The 21,880-nt window shown below is 55.8% G+C and carries 18 protein-coding genes and 1 tRNA gene; all 19 read left to right on the top strand.

Annotated elements, in window-relative coordinates:
- The 19 genes from EYR88_RS13145 (at position 1) to EYR88_RS13055 (ending at position 21,772) form a co-directional block, all read left to right on the top strand.
- Entirely contained in the window at positions 1-1,563 is a 1,563-nt protein-coding gene (locus EYR88_RS13145; protein WP_131090207.1) for a GMC family oxidoreductase N-terminal domain-containing protein, read from the top strand.
- A gap of 142 nt (positions 1,564-1,705) precedes the next feature.
- The gene (locus EYR88_RS13140; protein ID WP_242632582.1) at positions 1,706-2,902 is read left to right on the top strand and encodes an amidohydrolase; all 1,197 of its coding nucleotides are present in this window, start codon (positions 1,706-1,708) and stop codon (positions 2,900-2,902) included.
- Between the two features lie 287 nt (positions 2,903-3,189).
- Entirely contained in the window at positions 3,190-4,278 is a 1,089-nt protein-coding gene (locus tag EYR88_RS13135; protein WP_131090205.1) for a BMP family ABC transporter substrate-binding protein, read from the top strand.
- A 131-nt stretch (positions 4,279-4,409) separates the two neighbouring features.
- Positions 4,410-6,011, top strand: coding sequence for an ABC transporter ATP-binding protein (locus EYR88_RS13130; RefSeq protein ID WP_131090204.1), 1,602 nt, complete (start codon positions 4,410-4,412; stop codon positions 6,009-6,011).
- The gene (locus EYR88_RS13125; protein WP_131090203.1) at positions 6,008-7,216 is read left to right on the top strand and encodes an ABC transporter permease; all 1,209 of its coding nucleotides are present in this window, start codon (positions 6,008-6,010) and stop codon (positions 7,214-7,216) included. The genes EYR88_RS13130 and EYR88_RS13125 overlap by 4 nt, the downstream gene beginning before the upstream one ends.
- Positions 7,213-8,484 carry an ABC transporter permease gene (locus tag EYR88_RS13120; protein WP_131090202.1) on the top strand — a complete coding sequence of 424 codons (1,272 nt, stop codon included), beginning with the start codon at positions 7,213-7,215 and terminating at the stop codon, positions 8,482-8,484. The genes EYR88_RS13125 and EYR88_RS13120 overlap by 4 nt, the downstream gene beginning before the upstream one ends.
- Positions 8,485-8,493: 9 nt before the next feature.
- The gene (locus tag EYR88_RS13115; protein ID WP_131090201.1) at positions 8,494-8,904 is read left to right on the top strand and encodes a cytidine deaminase; all 411 of its coding nucleotides are present in this window, start codon (positions 8,494-8,496) and stop codon (positions 8,902-8,904) included.
- A 41-nt stretch (positions 8,905-8,945) separates the two neighbouring features.
- Positions 8,946-10,259 carry a thymidine phosphorylase gene (locus EYR88_RS13110; protein ID WP_131090200.1) on the top strand — a complete coding sequence of 438 codons (1,314 nt, stop codon included), beginning with the start codon at positions 8,946-8,948 and terminating at the stop codon, positions 10,257-10,259.
- Positions 10,260-10,498: 239 nt separating this feature from the next.
- Positions 10,499-11,173, top strand: coding sequence for a DedA family protein (locus EYR88_RS13105; RefSeq protein WP_131090199.1), 675 nt, complete (start codon positions 10,499-10,501; stop codon positions 11,171-11,173).
- A gap of 91 nt (positions 11,174-11,264) precedes the next feature.
- Complete coding sequence (locus EYR88_RS13100) at positions 11,265-12,470, top strand: adenosine deaminase (RefSeq protein WP_131090198.1); 1,206 nt, start codon at positions 11,265-11,267, stop codon at positions 12,468-12,470.
- A gap of 110 nt (positions 12,471-12,580) precedes the next feature.
- Complete coding sequence (locus EYR88_RS13095) at positions 12,581-13,279, top strand: MazG nucleotide pyrophosphohydrolase domain-containing protein (RefSeq protein ID WP_242632581.1); 699 nt, start codon at positions 12,581-12,583, stop codon at positions 13,277-13,279.
- Positions 13,280-13,369: 90 nt separating this feature from the next.
- Complete coding sequence (eno, locus tag EYR88_RS13090; protein WP_131090197.1) at positions 13,370-14,650, top strand: phosphopyruvate hydratase; 1,281 nt, start codon at positions 13,370-13,372, stop codon at positions 14,648-14,650.
- Positions 14,651-14,773: 123 nt separating this feature from the next.
- Positions 14,774-15,625: a septum formation initiator family protein gene (locus EYR88_RS16265; protein WP_242632580.1), complete on the top strand. Its 852-nt coding sequence runs from the start codon at positions 14,774-14,776 to the stop codon at positions 15,623-15,625.
- Between the two features lie 28 nt (positions 15,626-15,653).
- On the top strand, positions 15,654-16,355 hold the full coding sequence (locus tag EYR88_RS13080) for a DUF501 domain-containing protein (RefSeq protein WP_131090196.1): 702 nt from the start codon (positions 15,654-15,656) through the stop codon (positions 16,353-16,355).
- Complete coding sequence (locus EYR88_RS13075; RefSeq protein ID WP_131090195.1) at positions 16,355-17,293, top strand: Ppx/GppA phosphatase family protein; 939 nt, start codon at positions 16,355-16,357, stop codon at positions 17,291-17,293. The genes EYR88_RS13080 and EYR88_RS13075 overlap by 1 nt, the downstream gene beginning before the upstream one ends.
- Positions 17,294-17,327: 34 nt before the next feature.
- Positions 17,328-18,884, top strand: coding sequence for a S8 family serine peptidase (locus EYR88_RS13070; protein ID WP_242632579.1), 1,557 nt, complete (start codon positions 17,328-17,330; stop codon positions 18,882-18,884).
- A gap of 181 nt (positions 18,885-19,065) precedes the next feature.
- The gene (locus EYR88_RS13065; protein ID WP_131090194.1) at positions 19,066-20,433 is read left to right on the top strand and encodes an FAD-dependent oxidoreductase; all 1,368 of its coding nucleotides are present in this window, start codon (positions 19,066-19,068) and stop codon (positions 20,431-20,433) included.
- A gap of 116 nt (positions 20,434-20,549) precedes the next feature.
- Positions 20,550-20,634 (top strand) — tRNA-Leu (locus EYR88_RS13060).
- Between the two features lie 421 nt (positions 20,635-21,055).
- On the top strand, positions 21,056-21,772 hold the full coding sequence (locus EYR88_RS13055; RefSeq protein ID WP_347559258.1) for a Bax inhibitor-1/YccA family protein: 717 nt from the start codon (positions 21,056-21,058) through the stop codon (positions 21,770-21,772).
- Positions 21,773-21,880: the final 108 nt, after the last annotated feature.

Raw genomic sequence — 21,880 nt, 5'->3', positions numbered from 1 at the left:
ATGAAGCAGGAATTTGACTACATCGTCATTGGTGGCGGCTCGGCCGGCTCGGCAGTAGCAGCGCGTTTGAGCGAGGACCCCAACGTAGAAGTGGCCCTCGTTGAAGCTGGCCCCGATGATCGTAACTACGACGAAGTGCTGCAGCTAGATCGCTGGATGGAGCTTTTAGAATCTGGTCTGGACTGGGATTACCCGATCGAGGAACAGGAAAACGGCAACTCCTTTATGCGCCACGCTCGCGCCAAGGTGATGGGTGGCTGTTCGAGCCACAACTCGTGCATTGCCTTCTGGGCGCCACGCGAAGATATCGATGAGTGGGAGAGCAAGCACGGGGCTACCGGCTGGAATTCTGCCATGGCCTACCGGCTGTACAAGCAGCTGGAAACCAACGAGGACGCTGGCCCCGACGCACCACACCATGGTGACAGTGGTCCGGTGAAGCTGATGAACGTTCCCGCCAATGACCCTTGCGGTGTGGCTTTGCTTGACGCCTGTGAACAGGCCGGGATTCCGCGAGCCAAGTTCAACAACAACCAGACCGTGCTCAACGGAGCGAACTTCTTCCAGATCAACCGACGTACTGACGGAACCCGTTCTTCCTCCTCGGTCTCGTACATCCACCCCATCTTGGAGCGCAAAAACTTCACGGTGCTCACCGGGTTGCAGGCCAAGAAGCTGAACTTTGATCAGGACAAAAAGTGCACCGGCGTGGATGTTGCCAACGGAGCTTTTGGTCGCACTGTCACCTTGACGGCCCGCCGTGAAGTGGTGCTGAGCGCCGGCGCCATCGATTCGCCTAAGCTGTTGATGCTCTCGGGTATTGGGCCGGCCGAGCATCTGAAGTCCGTGGGTGTTGAGGTACTGGTTGACGCACCGGGCGTGGGTGAACACCTGCAGGATCACCCTGAAGGCGTCATCCAGTGGGAAGCGAAAAAGCCGATGCCTGAAACCTCCACCCAGTGGTGGGAGATTGGTATTTTCACCCCAACCGAAGAAGGTCTGGATCGTCCGGATTTGATGATGCACTACGGTTCGGTTCCATTTGATATGCACACCCTGCGTCAGGGCTACCCCACCGGGGACAACACCTTCTGCCTGACCCCGAACGTCACTCACGCGAAGTCTCGTGGCACGGTGCGTCTGCGCAGCTGCGACTTCCGTGACAAGCCGAAGGTGGATCCGCGGTACTTCACCGATGAGCAGGGTCATGATGCCAGGGTGATGATTGCCGGTATCCGTAAGGCCCGTGAAATCGTTGAGCAGTCGGCCATGGGGCAGTGGGCCGGGGAAGAGCAGTTCCCGGGCAAGGCTGCGCAGAGCGATGAGGAAATCTTCGACTACATCAAGCGCACCCACAACACCGTGTACCACCCGGCTGGCACTGTGCGGATGGGTGCCACCGATGATGAACTCAGCCCGCTTGATCCGCAGCTGAAGGTTAAGGGTGTTACCGGCCTACGCGTCGCAGATGCTTCGGTCATGCCCGAGTTGGTAACCGTGAATCCGAACATCACAGTGATGATGATCGGTGAGCGCTGCGCGGAACTAATTCGCGAAAGCTAGTCTCACGATTCAAGGTGGCGTCCAGCGGGAAACCGATGGGCGCCACCTTTTCTTATGCCTAAACTGTTTCGCGTTGTGGCCAAACATTACGAAGAAATGTTATCTGCGGATGTTGGACGAGTATGTTCGAATGGTGTCCACCGTGAATGAATATGACAATGTTGCCTCCGTCGCCACCTTCACCGTGCCGTTAAACGATCAGCTGATCGACTTTCGGCGTGAATTGCATCGGAACCCGGAGCTGTCGTTCGCGGAGCACCAAACAACAGCCCGGATCATTAAAGCGCTGAGCGCTGCCGGGCTCAACCCGCAAAAAATGGAAGCAACGGGAGCTTTTGTCGACATCGGCGAGGGTCCAATCCGCATTGCCTTCCGCGCAGATATTGATGCGCTACCCGTGGTTGAAGAAACCAATCTTGACTACGCTTCGCTCATTGAGGGAGTGGCCCACGCATGCGGGCATGACATTCACACCACCGTGATGCTCGGCGTTGCCCTGTCGCTGGGCAAGCTGAACGACCAAGGATTGCTCAACGGACGTGTCCGAGTGATCTTCCAGCCAGCCGAGGAGAAACTTCCTGGCGGTGCCTTGTCGGTGATTGAACAAGGATTGCTTGACGAAGTTCCTCGTGTGCTTGCCTTGCACTGTGACCCGAGGATCGATGCTGGCCACATTGGCACCCGTATCGGTGCCATCACTTCGGCCAGCGACACCATTCGTATTGAGGTTAACGGCCGCGGCGGACATACCTCGCGTCCGCATCTGACCGAAGACATCGTTTTTGCTATGAGCCAGATCGCCACCCAGGTTCCCGCAGTGCTGGGGCGCAAGGTCGACGTGCGTTCAGCTGTTTCTGTGGTGTGGGGGCAGATCCACGCAGGCAGCGCGCCAAACGCCATTCCTGCCACCGGCTACTTGGCCGGCACCATGCGCTGCTTGGACGGGGACATTTGGTACGAAGCTGGCGAGCTGTTGGACAACGCTGTACGTCAGGTAGCTGCGCCGTACGGCGTGGAAATCAAGCTGCAGCACACCCGTGGTGTTCCGCCGGTAGTTAACACCCCAGCGGAAACCGCCCTGATTGAAGAAGCTGCGCGCCGCGAATTTGGTGCTGAGGCCATTGAACTGACCCCGCAGTCCATGGGCGGGGAAGATTTTGCCTGGATGACCCAGAAGGTTCCTGGCGCGATGTTGCGCCTAGGTACTCGAACTCCTGGCGGTAAGACCTATGACCTGCATCGTGGAGACTACGTTCCTGATGAATCATGCATTGGTGTAGGCGTGCGTATCATGACTGCGGCCGCCGTGCAGGCCGTCCGAGAGGCTAACGCTAAGTAGTACGTTGGTCACAGTCGGTTCAAAACTTTTTAACAACTCTTTGACAGTTAGTGAATTCTTTTGGTGACTTGGGCGTTGACGTTAAGCGCTTGCCGTTTTGAAGCCACTTAGTTATATGTTTGTAATCTTTATCGTCTTTACCTGTGACATATCTCCGATAGGCTATGGAAACGATGGGTATGCTACGGCATTTGGGGCGCTCGCGTGAGGCTTAGCATGCTGCTAACCGGCACGAGTGGCTGGTGTCTACTTTCCCACACGATCTCGCACCAACTTTGGAGGAACAGATGCGCTTCGTATCGCGCAAGACCGGTATGGCTGCAGCCATGCTCGGCATCTCGGCATTGGCTTTGAGCGCCTGCGGCGCTGCACCGGAAGAGTCCAGCTCAGCTGGCGCAAACGCAGACTACACCGGTTGTATCGTTTCTGACTCCGGTGGATTCGATGACCAGTCCTTCAACGAGTCTTCTTACCGCGGTTTGATGCAGGCCGAAAAGGACCTGGGCATCAAGGTGAAGAAGGCCGAGTCGAAGTCCAACGCTGACTTCTCCACCAACCTCAACGGCATGATGAGCGCCAAGTGCGACCTGACTGTCACCGTGGGCTTCTTGCTGGCAGATGCCACCGCAGATGCTGCGGCAAAGAACCCAGACTCGCACTTCGCTATCGTCGATAACCAGTACGAGAAGCCAATCAAGAACGTCAAGCCAATTATTTACAACACGGCACAGGCAGCTTACCTAGCTGGTTACGCTGCTGCTGCGGCTTCCGAGACCGGCACCGTTGCTACCTTCGGTGGTATGCAGATCCCTACCGTCACCATCTTCATGGACGGCTTTGCTGATGGCGTTGCCAAGTTCAACGAAGACAAGGGCAAGAACGTCAAGCTGCTTGGCTGGGACAAGAAGAAGCAGAACGGTACCTTCTCCGGCGACTTCGAAAAGCAGGATAAGGGCAAGCAGATCACCAAGAACTTCATCTCTGCTGGTGCAGACGTGATCATGCCTGTTGCCGGTCCAGTAGGTAAGGGCGCTGGAGCTGCAGTAGCTGACGCTAACAAGGGCGGCGACAAGACCAAGCTCATCTGGGTTGACTCCGATGGCTACTTGACCGCACCTGACTACAAGGACTACATGCTGACCTCGGTCGTCAAGACCATGGACAAGGCTGTTGAAGATGTCATCAAGGCTGACTCCGAAGACAAGTTCGACGCCACTCCATACGTAGGCACCTTGGAAAACGAAGGTGTCGCACTGGCACCGTTCCACGATTTCGACTCGACTATCGGGGACGACACCAAGAAGGAGATCGAAGCCCTGAAGGCACAGATCATCTCCGGTGACCTCAAGGTCGAATCGGCAGCAAGCCCAAAGTAGGCTTAGGTATCTAATCCATATAGCGCGTCACCCCTTGCCGATACTCGGCGAGTCGGTGACGCGCTTTATGAATGCCTAGAGGCCAAACCGGCCAACTACCTCGCACAACGAACTATGAAGATGGTGGAATCGTGAAACTCGAACTACGGGGAATCTCGAAAGCCTTCGGTTCTTTCTACGCCAACAAGAACATTGACCTCTTGGTTGATGACGCCCAGATTCACTGTCTGCTCGGCGAAAACGGTGCTGGAAAATCCACGCTTATGAACGTGCTCTACGGTCTATACCAACCGACCGAGGGCGAAATCCTGCTTGATGGAAACCCCGTCGAGTTCTCCGGCCCAGGCGACGCCATGGCTGCCGGTATTGGCATGGTGCACCAGCACTTCATGCTCGTGCCGGTATTCACCGTGGCAGAAAATATTGCCCTCGGCTCAGAAACCACCAAAGCTGGCGGCGTGCTAGACCTGCAGGTCACACGAAAGAAGATCCGCGAAATTTCAGACCGCTACGGTTTTGACGTTGATCCGGACGCCATCGTTGAAGATTTGCCAGTGGGCGTTCAACAGCGCGTGGAGATCATCAAGGCATTGGTACGCGAGGCCAAGATCTTAATCCTTGATGAACCAACCGCGGTGCTGACCCCACAGGAAACCGACGAGCTGCTGGAAATCATGCGCCAGCTCAAAGCTAATGGCACGTCCATCGTTTTCATTTCGCACAAGCTACGTGAAGTGCGAGCCGTTTCCGATGTTATTACCGTGATCCGTCGCGGTGAAGTCATCGATTCGGTGTCACCAGAATCCTCCACCACCGAGCTGGCTAACCTGATGGTCGGCCGCTCCGTGGAACTGAACCTGAACAAGGCCGCTGCCACCCCGGGTGAGGCAGTCTTGCAGGTCAAAGACCTCACCGTGATTGATCCGGCGGGCTCCACCACTTTGAACGCAGTAACCTTCGATATCCACGAAGGTGAAATTCTGGCAGTGGCCGGTGTGCAGGGCAACGGACAGACTGAACTGACCGAAGCCATTTTGGGAACCCAAGCGGTGACCGCCGGCTCGGTGAAGTTGGCCGGTGAAGAACTTGTTGGCAAATCGGTAAAGCAGGTTCTGCGCGCAGGCGTCGGTTTTGTTCCCGAAGACCGTTCGGTCCACGGTCTTGTCACCCAGTTCTCCATCGAAGAGAACTTGGTCCTAGATCTTTATGACCGCGCACCTTTTGGCAAGGGCATCTCGATGAACTTGGATGCGATCAAGAAGAACGCAACCCAGCAGATCAAAGACTTTGATGTTCGCACCGACAACGCGCTGAACCCAGCCTCCAGCCTCTCTGGTGGCAACCAGCAAAAGGTTGTCATGGCGCGTGAGCTCAGCCGCGACCTGAAACTATTTATTGCTTCCCAGCCAACCCGTGGCGTGGACGTGGGATCCATCGAGTTCCTGCACCGCCGCATTGTCGCCGAACGCGACAAGGGCACCCCGGTAATGATCGTATCCACCGAGTTGGACGAAGTCATGGAGCTGGCTGACCGCATTGCCGTGCTTTACAAGGGCAAGATCAACGGAATTGTCCCGGGCAATACTTCTCGCGAAGTGCTCGGTTTGATGATGGCCGGAGTTACTGCCGAAGAAGCCGCAGAACAAGCCGAATTCACTAAGTCAGATAATGAGCCCGTGGAAGCAGTACCCACTAGCGAGCGCAGCGAAAACCAGGAAGGAGAAGGCCAGTGAGCGACACAAAATCACCGGTCATTCCCGACTCCGACAAACCGGGCAACGACCTCTTTAAACAAATCACCCAGGGACCGGGACTAGTTTCAGTCCTCGGCGTGATTGTTGCCCTAGTGATCGGCGGTCTGCTGATCGCCGTGACCGATCAGAAGGTTGCCGAGACCGCCGGATACCTCTTCGCCCGGCCTGCCGACTTCTTCGCTGAGGTTTGGCGTGCAGCCACCGAAAGCTACGTGGCACTGTTCAACGGAGCAGTTTACAACTCCACCCAGGGCTTCAAGCCGTTCTTGGAAACCCTCACCGTTTCCACCCCACTAATCTGCGCCGGCCTCGGCGTGGCAGTGGCATTCCGTGCGGGCCTGTTTAACATTGGCGCGCAGGGTCAGATCATCATCGGTTCGGTTTTGGCCGGCTACGTTGGCTTTGCCTGGCACCTTCCAGTTGTTCTGCACCTCTTGCTGGTGATCGTCTTCGGACTGATCGGCGGTGCGATCTGGGGCGGCATCGTTGGTTTGCTTAAGGCCAAGACCGGCGCTCACGAAGTGATCCTTACGATCATGTTCAACTATGTTGCGCTGTATCTGATCGATTACCTGATGAACACTCAGGCGTTCCGTCGTCCAGGCGAAACCAACCCAATTTCTCCGATCTTGGATACCACCGCGACCTTCCCAGCCGTTCCAGGTTCACGCCTGCACTTGGGCTTTGTCATGGCCGTGCTACTGGTGATTCTGGTTTCGTGGATGTTCAAGCGCTCCACCATCGGTTTTGAATTCCGCGCCGTGGGCCACAACCCTGAGGCTGCAAAAACCGCAGGTATCAACGTTGCTCGCAGCACCATCATTGCCATGGCTTTGGCCGGCGCCCTTGCCGGTGCCGCTGGTGTGGCTCAGGTGGCGGGTACCGAAAAGGTACTGACCAACGGTATTGCCGGTTCGCTCGGCTTCGACGCGATTACCGTCGCATTACTCGGCCGTTCCACCCCGTGGGGCACCTTCTTTGCTGGCCTGCTCTTTGGAGCTTTCCAGGCCGGTGCGGTGAACATGCAGATCACTACCGGTACCCCGATCGACATTGTCTCGGTGGTGCAGTCGCTGATCGTTCTGTTCATCGCCGCTCCACCACTGGTCAAGGCGATCTTCGGTATGAACCGCAAGAAGAAGCGCAGCCCTAAGCTCGAAACTACCCAGGCAGGTGCCAAGTGACCTCCTCCACCTTGCAGCCGGCAATCACCGTATTGCCAAGTAAGAAGACCCCGATCATCCTGACGGCGATCGCTGTAATTGTCTTCTTCTGTTTCGGTCTGATGGGCAACAGCCAAAGCGCGCACTTCGCGCTGAACAGCGCCGGCGACGCGTTTAAGCTTCCCGAGCTGGTCTTCCCTGGAAAAGCCAGCAATATTGTTATTGGCCTGCTGCTCATTGCAGCTGCGGTCTACTCATGGTTGCAGCGCAAAAAGAGCAAGACCCTAGCCACCTGGATTATCGCTCTGGCAGCGATCCTCTTTGTCCTAGCCTTCCTCATCTGGGTTGTTGCCGGTGCCGATATCACCACCATCTCGCTGGCAAGTCTGCTGGCCGGTGCTGTGGTGCTGGCGGTCCCACTGGTCTTCGGTTCACTCTCCGGTGTGCTCTGTGAGCGTGCCGGCGTGGTCAACATTGCCATTGAAGGTCAGCTACTGGGTGGTGCATTCACCGCAGCGCTAGTTTCCTCACTGACCAAAAATGCTTTTGCCGGTCTGATCGCAGCCGGTATTGCCGGTGCCTTGGTCTCCTTGATCCTTGCGCTGTTCTCCATCAAATACTTGGTCAACCAGATCATCGTCGGCGTTGTGCTCAACGTTTTGGTTTCCGGTATCACCGGCTTCCTGTTCACCACCGTGATGCAGGAAGATCCAGAGTTGTACAACTCGCCAGCTCACCTTCCAGTGATTGAAATTCCGTTGCTTTCGGCGATCCCAGTGATCGGTCCAATTCTGTTCAAGCAGTCGGTCATCGGTTACCTGATGTACCTTGCGGTCTTCATCGTTTGGTTTGGTTTGTTCAAGACCAAATGGGGTTTGCGCGTGCGTGCCGTGGGCGAACACCCGAAGGCCGCTGACACCCTGGGTATCAAGGTCAACCGCACCCGCTTCTGGAATGTCACCTTGGGTGGCATCGTGGCCGGTATCGGTGGTTCCTTCTTCACCTTGGTCGCCATCGACTCCTTCACCAAGGAAATCTCCGGCGGTCGTGGCTTCATCGCATTGGCCGCAGTCATCTTTGGCCGTTGGAACCCTATTGGGGCATTCCTCGCTGCCTTGCTCTTTGGCTTTGCCGATAACTTGCAGGTCATCTTGACCATCATTGGTACTCCGGTGCCAAGCCAGTTCATGGCCATGATGCCTTACCTCGTGACCATCTTCGCCGTAGCTGGACTGGTGGGACGATCCCGCGGGCCGGCAGCCGCCGGCGAACCCTACGTGAAGGAATAACTGGTACCCATGAATACCAACACCGCGCCGTGGTCGCAGCTTGAAGCTGCCGCCGCGGCCGCGCTGTCTCAGGCCTACGCACCCTACTCCAAGTTCCGGGTAGGGTCCGCGGCTTTGACCAGCGACGGCCGCACAATCTCCGGATGCAACGTCGAAAACGCCGCCTACGGTGTCACCCTGTGCGCCGAATGCGCCATGGTCGGACAGCTCTTTGCTACCGGCGGCGGCACCTTGGAATACTTCGTTTGCTTCGGCCAACTCGAAGAGAACCAACTGGAACTCATCACCCCCTGCGGACGCTGCCGCCAAATCCTCTTTGAACACCGAGGGGCAGATCTAAAGATCAAAACTGCCCGCGGCATCGTGGGGATTGAAGATCTATTGCCTGATGCCTTCGGGCCGCAAAACCTCAACGTGTAACACCGGTTTACCGGTGAACTCCAGAACGAAAGGTGCCAACGATGGCTACCGAAAAATTCAGTGCAGTTGAAGTCATTCGTGCCAAGCGCGACGGCGGAGAACTGAGCAACGAAATGATTGACTGGACCATCGACGCTTATACCCGCGGGGTCATTGCTGAAGAGCAGATGTCCGCGTTGAATATGGCGATCTTTTTCCAGGGCATGAACCGTAGCGAGATTTCCCGCTGGACCACCGCTATGATCAACTCCGGTGAGCGCATGGACTTCTCCACCTTGGCTGATCCTCAGGGCAAAAAACTCGCAACCACCGACAAGCATTCCACCGGCGGCGTGGGAGATAAGATCACCTTGCCGCTAGCGCCATTGGTGGCAAGCTTTGGTGTTGCCGTGCCACAGCTTTCGGGCCGCGGTCTGGGTCATACCGGTGGCACCTTGGACAAGCTTGAAGCGATTCCCGGATGGCGTGCAAACCTATCCAATGAAGAACTCTTCTCCCAGCTTTCCACCGTGGGTGCGGTGATCTGTGCTGCCGGTGCTGGCTTGGCGCCGGCAGATAAGAAGCTCTACGCACTGCGCGACGTCACCGCAACCGTCGAAGCAATCCCGCTGATCGCCTCGTCAATCATGAGCAAGAAGATCGCCGAAGGTACCGGCTCTCTCGTTCTGGACGTGAAGGTTGGCTCCGGCGCGTTCATGAAGGACGAATCCATGGCCCGCGAACTCGCCGAGACCATGGTCAACCTTGGCACCGACGCCGGAGTGAACACCGTCGCCTTGCTGACCAATATGGAAACTCCGCTGGGCCTCACCGCAGGTAATGCGATCGAGGTCGAAGAGTCCGTTGAGGTGCTCGCCGGTGGGGGACCAGAAGACGTTATTGAGCTGACCGTTGCCTTGGCCGTCGAAATGCTGGCTGGTGCCGGCATTCATGATGTTGATGTGCGTGCAGCGCTGAACAATGGACAGGCCATGGACAGCTGGCGTGCCATGATCGCAGCTCAAGGTGGCGATCCGGATGGAAAACTGCCAGTGGCTAAGGAATCGCACACCGTCGTAGCTCCGGCCGAAGGTGTATTGATCAAACTTGATGCCATGGACATTGGTTTGGCCGCGTGGACTTTGGGTGCAGGCCGTGCCCGTAAGGAAGACAGCGTTCAGGCCGGAGCTGGCGTGCGCATGCACGTGAAGCCCGGAGCCATGGTTCGTCGTGGGGAGCCCATCGCGACCCTGCTGACCGACACACCAGAAAAGATGGCACGTGCTATCGAGCTAGTTGAGCACGCCATCATGATCGGCGCCAAGGACGACCGCCCGGATATGCGTCTGATTATGGATCGTATTGCTGCTAGGTAACTGGCTTGAATCATCGAAGGGTCGAAAAACGTCAAAGACGTTTTTCGGCCCTTCTTTTTGCGCATGGGTTGGGAACCATTTTGAGGTACCGAATCGTTGACCCATTAGCTCCTACCTGGGTAGTGGGTAGAAGAAGTCCACATTGACGCAACAGTATGATGCGAACCTGCAGACTCTCGAGCGAAAATGAAGTAGTGGACAACGCTGTAAGCGTTTCGGGAAAGAAGATGTAAGTACGTATGGAACTAGTTAATGAGGCCATTACGCAGGCTGCCAGTGCATGGTGGGTTCTGCCGCTCTTATTTCTGTTCTGCCTTATTGACGCGTTTTTCCCCATCGTTCCCAGCGAATCTTTCCTCGTCTCACTGGCCGTAGTTGGTATCCACTCCGGCACACCTAACCTCATTCTTGTTGGTGTCCTCGGCGCTGCCGGTGCACTGTTGGGGGACCAGATCACCTTTGCGATCGGTCGAAAGATCGGTTCTCGTCGATTTAGCTGGATGCGCGGACGACGTGCTCAACGGGTACTTCACTACGCTGAGAAGAAGTTAGAGACTTCCGGAGCATTGCTGATCTTCACCGCCCGCTACATTCCAGTGGGACGTGTGGCGGTGAACCTCACCGCCGGGGCCACCGGATACAGCCATAAGCGCTTCACGCTCTTTGACACCATCGGGGTGCTGACCTGGGCCACCTACTCGGTGAGCATCGGTGCTCTGGCTGGCAACTGGATGCATGATAATAAACTGCTCGGCATCGCAATCTCGATTGTGATTGCCGTGGTGCTTGGATTCATCATTGATCGGATTGTCAGTTGGGCGCTTGATCGCTATCACCGGCGTGCTGAGCTGGCCAAGGAGCACCGTGAACAAGTTGAACGTGAGACCGTCCCACCAACCACCGACGAGGGTTAACCTGCAGTATTGAGCAGGGTCACATTGTGGCTCGAAGATCTTTACCTGCTGGAACTGTCAGTTCACGGGAATAGCGACTAGGCTCAATGGTGTGACTGAAGAATTGATTCATACTGATTATGATCCTGCGTTCGACTTCCGGGATCTGCCTAAAGTTTCGCTACACGACCACCTTGATGGTGGATTGCGACCTCAAACGATCATCGAACTGGCCGCTGAGGTAAACCACAAACTGCCTGAGACCGAAGCTGAAGCTTTGGGCGATTGGTTCCGTGAATCGGCCGACTCCGGCTCTCTGCCACGTTACTTGGAAACTTTCGAGCACACCCTTGCAGTGATGCAGACCAGTGACGCACTGATCCGCGTAGCCCGCGAGTTTGTTGAAGACCTCGCAGAAGACGGCGTGATCTACGGCGAAGTTCGCTACGCACCAGAGCAGCACCTGCGCGAAGGCCTGAGCCTGGATGACGTTGTGGACGCCGTTCAAGAAGGTCTGGACCAAGCCTGTGAAGTGCTGAACGCCCAAGGCCACCCAATGCAGGTTGGTCAAGTACTTAGCGCCATGCGCCAAAGTGATCAGAGCGTGGAAATCGCCAAGCTGGCGCTGCGCCACCGCGGCCACGGGGTTGTCGCCTTTGACATCGCCGGCCCGGAAGATGGCTTCCCGCCATCACGCCTGAAGGAAGCTTTCGACCTGTTGGCCGAAAACCTGTTCCCAACCACCGTTCACGCTGGCGAGGCCGCAGGCCTAGATTCCATCAAGGAAGCAATCTTGATCGGTCGCGCTCAGCGCTTGGGTCACGGTGTTCGAGTTGCTGAAGACATTGAAATTGAATTCGGCGCCATCGATGAAAACGGTGAAGAGCTCAGTGATGACACCGGTTTGGTTTCGCTGGGTCCAGTGGCAAACTGGGTACGCGAACGCGGTATCCCACTAGAAATCTGCCCATCGTCTAACCTGCAGACCGGCGCTACCGCCAAGTTCGGTGAGGGTATTCGTAACCACCCGATCGATCTGTTGGTCCAGACTGGTTTTAACGTCACCATCTCACCAGATAACCGACTGATGTCCGGCACCAGCCTGTCCGACGAATTTGAGCTACTGGTCGAAGGCTTCGACTACGACCTCGAAGACCTGTTGGACCTGACGCTCAATGCTGCAGAAGCCGCCTTTGTCCCATTGGAAATGCGTGAGTTGCTTGTTGAATACATCAACGACTACTACGACAATCTGTTGGAAGACGACGACGTGCAGGGCGAATTCGACGAAGACGAATACGAAAACGTCGCCGACTAATAAGCGTCAGTCGCTAGAACGTTGATGCTGAAGGCCAGTTCCTCCTTCATCGGAGGTGCTGGTCTTTTGTTTTGCCTTGGGCGGTGCCAGACTTCGCTAGCATGGTCGTTATGGCGCAGAAGCAGACACCGACGCAACAGTTGATTCAGACGATAAACATCTTGCGTGAAAAATGCGCTTGGACCGCAGCACTGACCCACGAGTCCCTGCGCACCTACCTCATTGAGGAAAGCTACGAGGTTCTTGATGCCATCTCCGAAAACAATCCGGAGCTGCTCAAAGAGGAACTAGGCGATCTTTACTTCCAAGTGTTACTGCATGCACTGATTGAAGACGAGCAGGGCAACTTCGGGATAGAAGACATTTCACAAACACTCAATGAAAAATTGTTGCGTCGAAACCAACATGTTTTTGATGCTGATGGCGAAGTTCGCCATTTCATTACCGATGATGTTGACGAGATTATTCGCGTCTGGGACGCAGCCAAACAAGCCGAGCGACAAGGCAAGCCGAAGGCACGCAAAAACGCTGGCCTCCCTGCTGGATTGCCGTCCCTCACACTGGCCCAAAAGCTACTGGAGAGGCATACCAGAGCGGGCTCTGACAAGGTCGATGATCAGTTAGTCAGCCATTCGGTAAGGGAACGAATTACTGATGAAGACACCCTGGCCGCCGAGCTGCTGGCGCTGACGGCAAGGGCAGAAGAACTGGGCCTAGATGCCGAATCTGTTCTGCGCGTAACGCTATCGAAACGCTACGGTTCTGAAATCGACGCCACGATATCGCCTAAATCACCTTCGAAGCGCTAGGCTAGAGACTGGCAAAGGCGCCGACGGTCTTTTCAGCGACTGCTGGCTGACCTTCCTTAGACCACACCTTTCTACAAGGAGCCCATACTCATGGCATTGATTGACGCCATCCACGCGCGCGAAATTCTTGATTCCCGCGGCAACCCAACCGTTGAGGTTGAGGTTCTGCTTTCCGACGGTTCGCACGGCCGTGCAGCAGTTCCATCCGGTGCTTCCACCGGTCAGTTCGAAGCAGTTGAGCGTCGCGACGGTGACAAGGATCGTTACCTGGGCAAGGGTGTTCTCGGAGCAGTAGAGTCCGTCATCGACGAGATCGCTGACGAACTTGAAGGCCTCGATGCAACCGATCAGCGCGCGATCGACCAGGCAATGCTTGAACTGGACGGAACCAGCAACAAGGGCAAGCTTGGCGCAAACGCTATCTTGGGCGTTTCGCTGGCAGTTGCTAACGCAGCAGCAGTGAGCTCCAACCTTCCTCTGTACAAGTACTTGGGCGGCCCGAACGCACACGTACTTCCAGTTCCACTGATGAACATCCTCAACGGTGGCTCCCACGCCGACTCCGATGTGGACATCCAGGAATTCATGATTGTTCCTTTGGGCGCACCAACCTTCTCCGAAGGTCTGCGTTGGGGCGTTGAGGTTTACCACAACCTCAAGTCCGTACTGAAGGAAAAGAACCTGTCCACCGGTCTGGGCGATGAGGGCGGCTTCGCTCCTAACCTGCCAAGCAACCGTGCTGCACTGGAACTGATCACCGAAGCTATCACCCGCGCTGGCTACACCCCAGGTGAGCAGATCGCTTTGGCTTTGGACGTTGCTTCCTCTGAGTTCTTCGAGAACGGTGCATACCAGTTCGAAGGCAAGGCACTGTCCGCTCAGGAGATGAGCGATTACTACGCTGAGCTCGTTGCCGACTTCCCATTGGTTTCCATCGAGGATCCACTGGACGAGAACGACTGGGACGGCTGGAAGACCCTTACCGATGCAATCGGTGACAAGGTTCAGCTGGTTGGTGACGACCTGTTCGTAACCAACCCAGAGCGTCTTGCCGACGGCATTGCCAAGGGCACCGCTAACTCGCTGCTGGTGAAGGTCAACCAGATTGGTTCCCTGACCGAAACCATCGACGCTGTCACCATGGCTCAGCGCGCTGGTTACACCACCATCACCTCGCACCGCTCGGGTGAAACCGAAGACGTCACCATCGCTGACATCTGTGTTGCAACCAACGCAGGTCAGATCAAGACCGGTGCACCAGCTCGTTCCGAGCGCGTAGCTAAGTACAACCAGCTGCTGCGCATCGAGGAAGACTTGGGCGCTTCAGCTGTTTACGCTGGACGCAATGCGTTCCCGCGTTTCAACAGCTAATTAACATTTAAAGCGAATAAGCTCGTCGGTAGTGGATACCGGCGAGCTTTTCGTTATTTAATGGATATATGTGCCGTTTCCACGGCAGTACTGTACGAAAGCACGATGGGAAATTGGGGGAGTATGGCACAGCGACCGCCACGCATGCCTCGGCGTAATACTCCGGAACCGGTAGAGCAGTCTGAAAACATTCCTGCTCAGACGCCTGAGGATTCCGGCCTAGATTCAATGGCTGAACCACCCACCGATGCGTTGCACGTAGTTGCTCCTGTGACTCCAGCCAAAAAAGCTCCAGCGGTGCCGCGTCCTAAGTCTGCTTCAGGTGCCAGCAACAAGGAGGCTTCAACGCCTTCAAAATCTGCACCAAAGCATGAGCAGAGCGAAGATGAAGCGTCAGATGCGTCACCTCGTTCCAAAAAATTTGCTGGCAACGAATCGTCAAAATCTAAGTTGCCTCTGGTTGAGCGTGCCAAGGAAAAGCAGAACGAACGCCGTCGCGATGACCGGATGAAGTTCTCGGCCGCGGTACGCCGTAAACCAGGTGAAAAACCTGTCACCGACAAGCCAGTCCCAGAAGGTGAACCGGTAGCAGCACACCGTTTTTCCGGGCGTATCGCTGCTTTGCTTGTGGTCCTTGCCTTCTTCGCTGTGATGCTGGTGCCAACGGTAAATTACTACCGGAAGCAAATGGCTGAACTCAACGAGCTCAACGCTTCCATCGAGTCCCTTGAAGCTCAGCGTGATGACCTTAAAGCCGAAATCGCGCGCTGGGATGATCCGCTGTACATCAAGCAGCAAGCGCGCGAGCGGATAAACTTGGTCATGCCTGGCGAAAAGCTGTACATGGTTGTGGGCGATCGCCCGGAAGATGACGACACCGCAGCTGAGGGCAATGGCAGCACCTTTGAGGTGCGCCAAGAACTTCCTTGGGTTGATGCATTGCTTGACTCGGTACGTCGTTCCGCCACTGACTAACCACTTTGACTGAAGAGAACTAAGACCCGTGACTGAACAGCCAATCCGCGAAGCCCTTGACGCTGCCGGACGAGTACCAAGTGAATCCGACCTGGAGACTCTCTCCCGCCAGCTGAACCGACCAGTGCGCGACGTGGTGGAAATCGGCGCTCGTTGCGTCTGCGGAAACCCGTTGGTTGCCACCACCGCACCCCGGCTTTCCTCCGGAATCCCATTCCCAACCACGTACTACCTGGCACATCCAGTGATCACCGCGGCGGTCTCCCGTCTAGAAGCCGCCGGGTTGATGAACGAGATGAACGAAAAGCTCGGTGAAGACTCGGCGCTGGCTGCGGCCTACGTACAAGCTCACGAATCTTACCTAGCTAACCGTGCTGCCATTGGTGAGCGTTCGGGCACCGGAGCGGTTCCCGAAATTGATGGTGTTTCCGCCGGTGGCATGCCCACTCGTGTGAAATGCCTGCACGTTTTGGTAGGACATTCACTGGCCGCGGGCGAAGGCGTGAACCCACTGGGTGATGAAGCGCTGAACGGCATTGCCGAGTGGTGGACCAAGGACAAGTGCTACTGCGTTGGCGCATGGGATACCGAGTCTGAGGCGCCAAGCCATGACCGTTCCCGCCACGTGAAGACCCAAGAGATGCAGGACCCTGCAGCTAAACGTGCACAGCGCGCCGCTAAGCGTGCTGAACGTGAAGCCGCTGAACGCGCCGCCGGAGATGACGCGTAATGCGCGTTGCCGGAATTGACTGCGGAACCAACTCCATCCGCCTGCTCATTGCCGATGTGCACCATGAAAGCACCGGAACCACGCTTGTAGATGTTGTGCGCACCATGCGTGTTGTCCGTCTAGGGCAGGGCGTGGATGCCACCGGTGCCTTTGCTCCGGAGGCACTCGAACGTACCTTTGCTGCCGCCCGCGAATACAAAGCGATGTGCGATGAGCATCAGGTTCAGGCCATTCGTTTTGTGGCGACCTCGGCAGCCCGTGATGTTTCAAACCGCGATGTTTTTGCGGAAGAAATTTCCCGTATCCTCGGTGTTGCGCCAGAGGTAATCAGTGGAGATGAAGAAGCCTCGCTATCCTTCAACGGTGCTGCTTCGGTGCGTGCCGGCCAAAGTGGAAAGAGCTTGGTCATTGATCTGGGCGGTGGATCCACCGAATTTGTTGTAGGCGATTCGACTGGTCCCTTGGCAGCCAAGAGCTTGGACATGGGTTGTGTTCGAGTCACCGAGCGGTTCCAAGAATTGGGCCTAGATTCCCCAGCAGCAATTGACTTCATGGACACCACGCTGAGTACCCTCAACGGCCAGGTGGATGTTTCGCAGATTGATGCTGTGATCATGGTTGCCGGAACTTTCACTACCCTGACAGCACAGGCGCTGGGTCTAAAAAAGTATGAATCTGAAAAGATTCATGGCGCAGAACTCAGCTTCGACCAGATGCGTGCTGCTACCCAAGACATGCTGTCGTACTCGCGAGAAGAACGTGAAGCGCTGGGCTTTATGCACCCCGGGCGAGTAGATGTTATTCAGGCCGGCGCGGCCATCGTTGAGCGCATCCTTCATTACTTGGAAACGACTAGCGGCAATCGCCCGATGCGACTAATTGCATCGGAACACGATATTCTCGACGGAATTGCTGCTACAGCAGCATCCAACGCCTAATCCGCAATTTCGGAACCGACCAAGGAGAGATCTCTTGAGCTCAGCTCTGCGCGCCAAGAACAATGCGAGCCTGAAAAAATGTGGCTCCGCACTTGTCGTTGCGATACTCACTTTAGCTATGCTCACCGGGCTCACCCCAGCCCACGCTGACGACATGCGAGATTCTGAGTACTGGTTGAATTCGCTTGAAGTGAATGACGCGCAACAGACCACCAAAGGTGAGGGCGTCAAGGTTGCCGTGATTGACACAGGCATCGATACCTCGCATACGGACCTCAAGGGGGCCGTCGCAGGGGGAGTGGACATGTCGGGCGCTGGCGACGAAAAAGGCAACAAGCCAATTGGCGTCATGAGTGAACACGCCACCCTTGTCGCGACCCTGCTTGCCGGACGCGGCAACAACAAAAGCGAGATCACCAAGGTCAAGTCCGAAAACGAACGCCTCAAAGCAGCGTGGGAAAAATCTAAGAAGTCTGCCGAAGACGAGAACAAAAAGCGCCTAGACGAGGCCAAAGACGACGAAAAAGACGACGTCGAAAAGGTTGAAATCCCCAAAGAGCCTGAGTATGAAGAGGTTCCGAAACCAAGCGGCGGCAGCGACGGTGTACTGGGTGTAGCCCCGGAATCGAAGCTACTGTCCGTTTCGCTGTGGATGGGTGAAGGCAACCCTGCCAACATCCCTGTTGAAGAGCAGATTCCACGCGCTGTGAAGTGGGCAGTTGATAACGGGGCCAAGGTCATCAACATGTCTTTGGGCTCGACTAGTCCAGCCTGGCCCGAAAGTTGGGACGATGCGTTCAAATACGCTGAAGACCACGACGTTGTTATTGTGGCCGCCGCCGGTAACCGTTCCGGTGGCATGAGCCAGGTAGGTGCGCCTGCGACAATTCCGGGTGTGCTCACCGTGGCCGGTGTGGATGAAAGCGGCAAAGCGTCCCAGGATTCTTCCACTGAAGGCATCTCCATCGGTGTAGCGGCTCCTGCCGAACAGCTGGTGGGTGGCCTGCCAGATAATGGTTACGCTCGCTGGTCTGGTACCTCCGGTGCAGCTCCGCTGGTTGCCGGAGTGGCAGCCCTGATCCGCTCAAAGTACCCAGATATGAAGGCTCCGGATGTCATTAACCGGATCCTGAAGACTGCACGGGATACTGGAGCCCCTGGGGTGGACAACCTGTATGGCTACGGAATCATCAATGCCAATGCGGCAGTGAACAACAATGTGCCTTCGGTATCCGAAAATCCACTGGGCACCATTGAAGAATGGATTCGAGTGCATCGCCGCAACGCGTCGGACACCACCGAGGCTCCAGCACCTGGCGTCTCAATGGAAAAGTCCGCGCTTAAGCAGGTAGCCGCTCCGACTCCGATTCAGCCCGAGCAATCTACTCCGATTTTGCAGCCACTGATAATCATCGGTGGTGCGGCATTACTGGTTCTGGTGATCCTGGCTGGCGGGATTCAAACCTTGCTCCGTAAACGCCGCGAACGATATACCGAAAGTGCAGCTTCGGCATCGCTGAGCTCCTTGAAGGTTGGTAAGTCTGCAGGGGATCACGATCTTTTTGATGACATCCCCGAAGACGAAAAATAGCAGAGACTAAAAAATGGGAACGAAACCTCGCGGTTTCGTTCCCATTTTGTGTTGTGGCTTGGATACAGATTTGCTGGCTGAAGTACTCGAAGGCAAGTTCATGAAGTAAGCGTGACGCATCTGACGGAAATTGCTAGTGAATGTTTTCACTAACTCGGAATATCCGCGTAGAATCAAGAGTATGTCGATCATCGAATCCTCCCAGAAGCGTCCACGCATTCTTGTCGTCGGCGGTGGCTACGTTGGCCTTTACGTCGCGATGAAACTGCAGAAGAAGGTCAAGGCCCACGGCGGTATCGTTACCGTTGTTGACCCGAACCCATACATGACTTACCAGCCATTCTTGCCAGAAGTTGCCGGTGGCAATATCGAAGCACGCCACGTTGTGGTTTCGCACCGCCAGCACCTGAAGCACTCCGAACTTGTTAACGGTCGCGTGCTGAGCATCGACCACGCCAACAAGAAGGCAGTAGTTGCTCCAGTCAACGGCGAGCAGTTTGAGCTGGAATACACCGACGTTGTTATGTCGGCTGGCGCCGTCACTCGTACCTTCCCAATCACCGGTCTTGCTGAGACCGGCATTGGTCTGAAGACCATCGAAGAGGCTGTCGCACTGCGCAACAAGGTTGCCGAGCGCATCGAGTCCGCTTCGAACATGACTGACCCAGTAGCCCGCAAGCGCGCACTGACTTTCGTTGTTGTTGGTGGCGGCTTCGCAGGTATCGAAACCATTGCCGAGCTTGAAGATATGGCTCGCGACCTGATCAAGCTCAACGACCGCGTTGACCAGAAGGAAGCTCGCTTCGTTCTTGTTGAGGCCATGGGTCGCATCATGCCAGAAGTTACCGAAGAGCAGGCTGAGTGGGTTGTTGAACACCTGCGTAGCCGCGGCGTAGAGGTACTGCTGAACACCTCGCTGAACAGCGCAGTGGACGGCAACCTTGAGCTGATCAACATGGGCGACAAGTCCTCCGCTGGCGAATTCGGCGCAGACACCCTGATCTGGTGTGCCGGTGTTATGGCTAACCCAATGGTTCGCTCCACCGACTTCCCAATCGAGCAGCGCGGCCGCATCGAGACCCGCACCGACCTGCGCGTCAAGGATGCCAACGGCGATCCACTGGAAGGTGCCTGGGCAGCTGGCGATATCTCGGCAGTCAAGGACGTCACCGGCGGCCTGCCAGACGGAACCTGCGTTCCTAACGCTCAGCACGCCGTACGTCAGGCAAAGCTGTTGGCAAAGAACCTTTATGCTGCTCGCTACGGCGTTGGCACCATCAAGGAATACAAGCACTCAAACCTCGGCGCAGTTGCTGGCTTCGGTCGCAACAAGGGTGTTGCCAAGGTTGTTGGCATCAAGCTCAAGGGCTGGCCAGCATGGATGGCTCACCGCGGTTACCACGGTATGGCCATGCCAACCTTCGAGCGCAAGTTCCGCGTTGTCGGCGACTGGCTAGTTGCAATCTTCTTCAAGCGCGACGGCCTGCAGCTGAACAACCTTGAAGCACCACGCACTGCTTTCGAAGAGTCGGCTAAGCCAAAGAAGTAAGCTTCAGACTTAGCTGATCGACTACGTTGCGAGGGGCCGAATATTCGGCCCCTCGCGCACGTGCGAATTGTGGATTTTATATTTGCTTTCGAGATCACGTAAGATTTGAGAGTCTTGCCCCCATGGTGGAATTGGCATACACGGCTGACTTAAAATCAGCTGCCGAAAGGCTTGCGAGTTCGAGTCTCGCTGGGGGCACCACACAATAAGACCGCTACATCCTTGTAAACACAGGGCAGTAGCGGTCTTTGCTGTTTCCGGAGACAGGTAAGTGGGCGCAATGTGAGCACAGTGTGAGCACACTCGGTTCGCGAATCTTCCCGTGCGGCCTCGCAGTACTATTTCATGGACCGTTTGATGGTTGTTTGTTAGAACCTTCAAGAATATCGCTCAGAGAGTAGTTTTTCCGCGAGAAAACAGCCAATATCATCCTTCCGACTGAGCCATTTCACAGTAATGCTCAATAGGATTGACAGCAACGAACTCTCGCTTTCTGCGAGTCTGCACAATCGCAACCTATGGGGGAATGACGTTGAGCAACCCGGTATTTGGTTCAAAGAGCCAATCTGACGCTTGGGGAACCAAGCCTGGAAGTCCTGTTGGCTTCCGTGACAATGCAAATATGAGTGCCGACCAGCTGCAAAACATGTACCAGCAGCCTGCAGCGACCAGTGCTGATACTGGTCGAATGACTATCGGCGACACCATCAACAAGACCATCTTCTGTCTCGCACTTGTTGTCATCGGTGCAGCAGCCGGTTGGATCATGCCAGCGCTCATGCTGCCAGGTGCCCTCGTAGGTTTTGTTCTTGGCCTGGTTAACATCTTCAAGAAGCGCCCATCGCCAGTGCTGATTCTTTTGTACTCGGCTGCTCAGGGTCTGTTCCTTGGTGGACTATCTAGCGTTCTGGAACACCGTCCGGGTATGGAAGGCATTGCCATCCAGGCTGTCTTGGCAACGATCTGCGTTGCCGGTGTCACCTTGGCGCTGTACCGCTCAGGTAAGTACCGTATGACTCCAAAGCTGAACAAGATCTTCATGGTCGGCATGATCGGTCTTATCGTCTTCTCGCTGCTGAACATGGTTCTCTCGATGACCGGTGTTGTTGACGGAATGTTCGGCATGCGCAGTGGCGTACTTGGTCTAGTCATCGGTGTTGTCGCCGTCTTGCTGGCGACCTACGCACTGGTTTCTGACTTCACCATGATCGAGGAACTGTCCAACCAGGGTGCTCCAGCCATCATGTCTTGGCGAGGTGCTTTCGGCCTGACGATGACCCTCATCTGGCTCTACACCGAGATTCTGCGCATTCTGGCCATCTTGCGTGGCGACGATTAACCAAATTGAATCCGAATTCAAGGACCAGTGCCCAAATCGGGCACTGGTCCTTGTTTTTTGTCACAATTCCGACATGGATCAAGAAGCTAGGTTTTAAACGCGGTAGCG

It is taken from the genome of Arthrobacter sp. S41 (assembly GCF_004320535.1).
Classification (GTDB): Bacteria; Actinomycetota; Actinomycetes; order Actinomycetales; family Micrococcaceae; genus Glutamicibacter.
Note: the sequence above shows the minus strand (reverse complement) of the source record. Positions and strands in the feature narration are given on the sequence as shown.

What these genes read in the sequence shown, in the direction of transcription:
- EYR88_RS13145 (WP_131090207.1), top strand. Translation starts at nt 1, where the DNA reads ATGAAGCAGGAATTTGACTACATCGTCATTGGTGGCGGCTCGGCCGGC.
- EYR88_RS13135 (WP_131090205.1), top strand. Translation starts at nt 3,190, where the DNA reads ATGCGCTTCGTATCGCGCAAGACCGGTATGGCTGCAGCCATGCTCGGC.
- EYR88_RS13115 (WP_131090201.1), top strand. Translation starts at nt 8,494, where the DNA reads ATGAATACCAACACCGCGCCGTGGTCGCAGCTTGAAGCTGCCGCCGCG.
- EYR88_RS13110 (WP_131090200.1), top strand. Translation starts at nt 8,946, where the DNA reads ATGGCTACCGAAAAATTCAGTGCAGTTGAAGTCATTCGTGCCAAGCGC.
- EYR88_RS13105 (WP_131090199.1), top strand. Translation starts at nt 10,499, where the DNA reads ATGGAACTAGTTAATGAGGCCATTACGCAGGCTGCCAGTGCATGGTGG.
- EYR88_RS13095 (WP_242632581.1), top strand. Translation starts at nt 12,581, where the DNA reads ATGGCGCAGAAGCAGACACCGACGCAACAGTTGATTCAGACGATAAAC.
- eno (WP_131090197.1), top strand. Translation starts at nt 13,370, where the DNA reads ATGGCATTGATTGACGCCATCCACGCGCGCGAAATTCTTGATTCCCGC.
- EYR88_RS16265 (WP_242632580.1), top strand. Translation starts at nt 14,774, where the DNA reads ATGGCACAGCGACCGCCACGCATGCCTCGGCGTAATACTCCGGAACCG.
- EYR88_RS13075 (WP_131090195.1), top strand. Translation starts at nt 16,355, where the DNA reads ATGCGCGTTGCCGGAATTGACTGCGGAACCAACTCCATCCGCCTGCTC.
- EYR88_RS13065 (WP_131090194.1), top strand. Translation starts at nt 19,066, where the DNA reads ATGTCGATCATCGAATCCTCCCAGAAGCGTCCACGCATTCTTGTCGTC.
- EYR88_RS13055 (WP_347559258.1), top strand. Translation starts at nt 21,056, where the DNA reads ATGAGTGCCGACCAGCTGCAAAACATGTACCAGCAGCCTGCAGCGACC.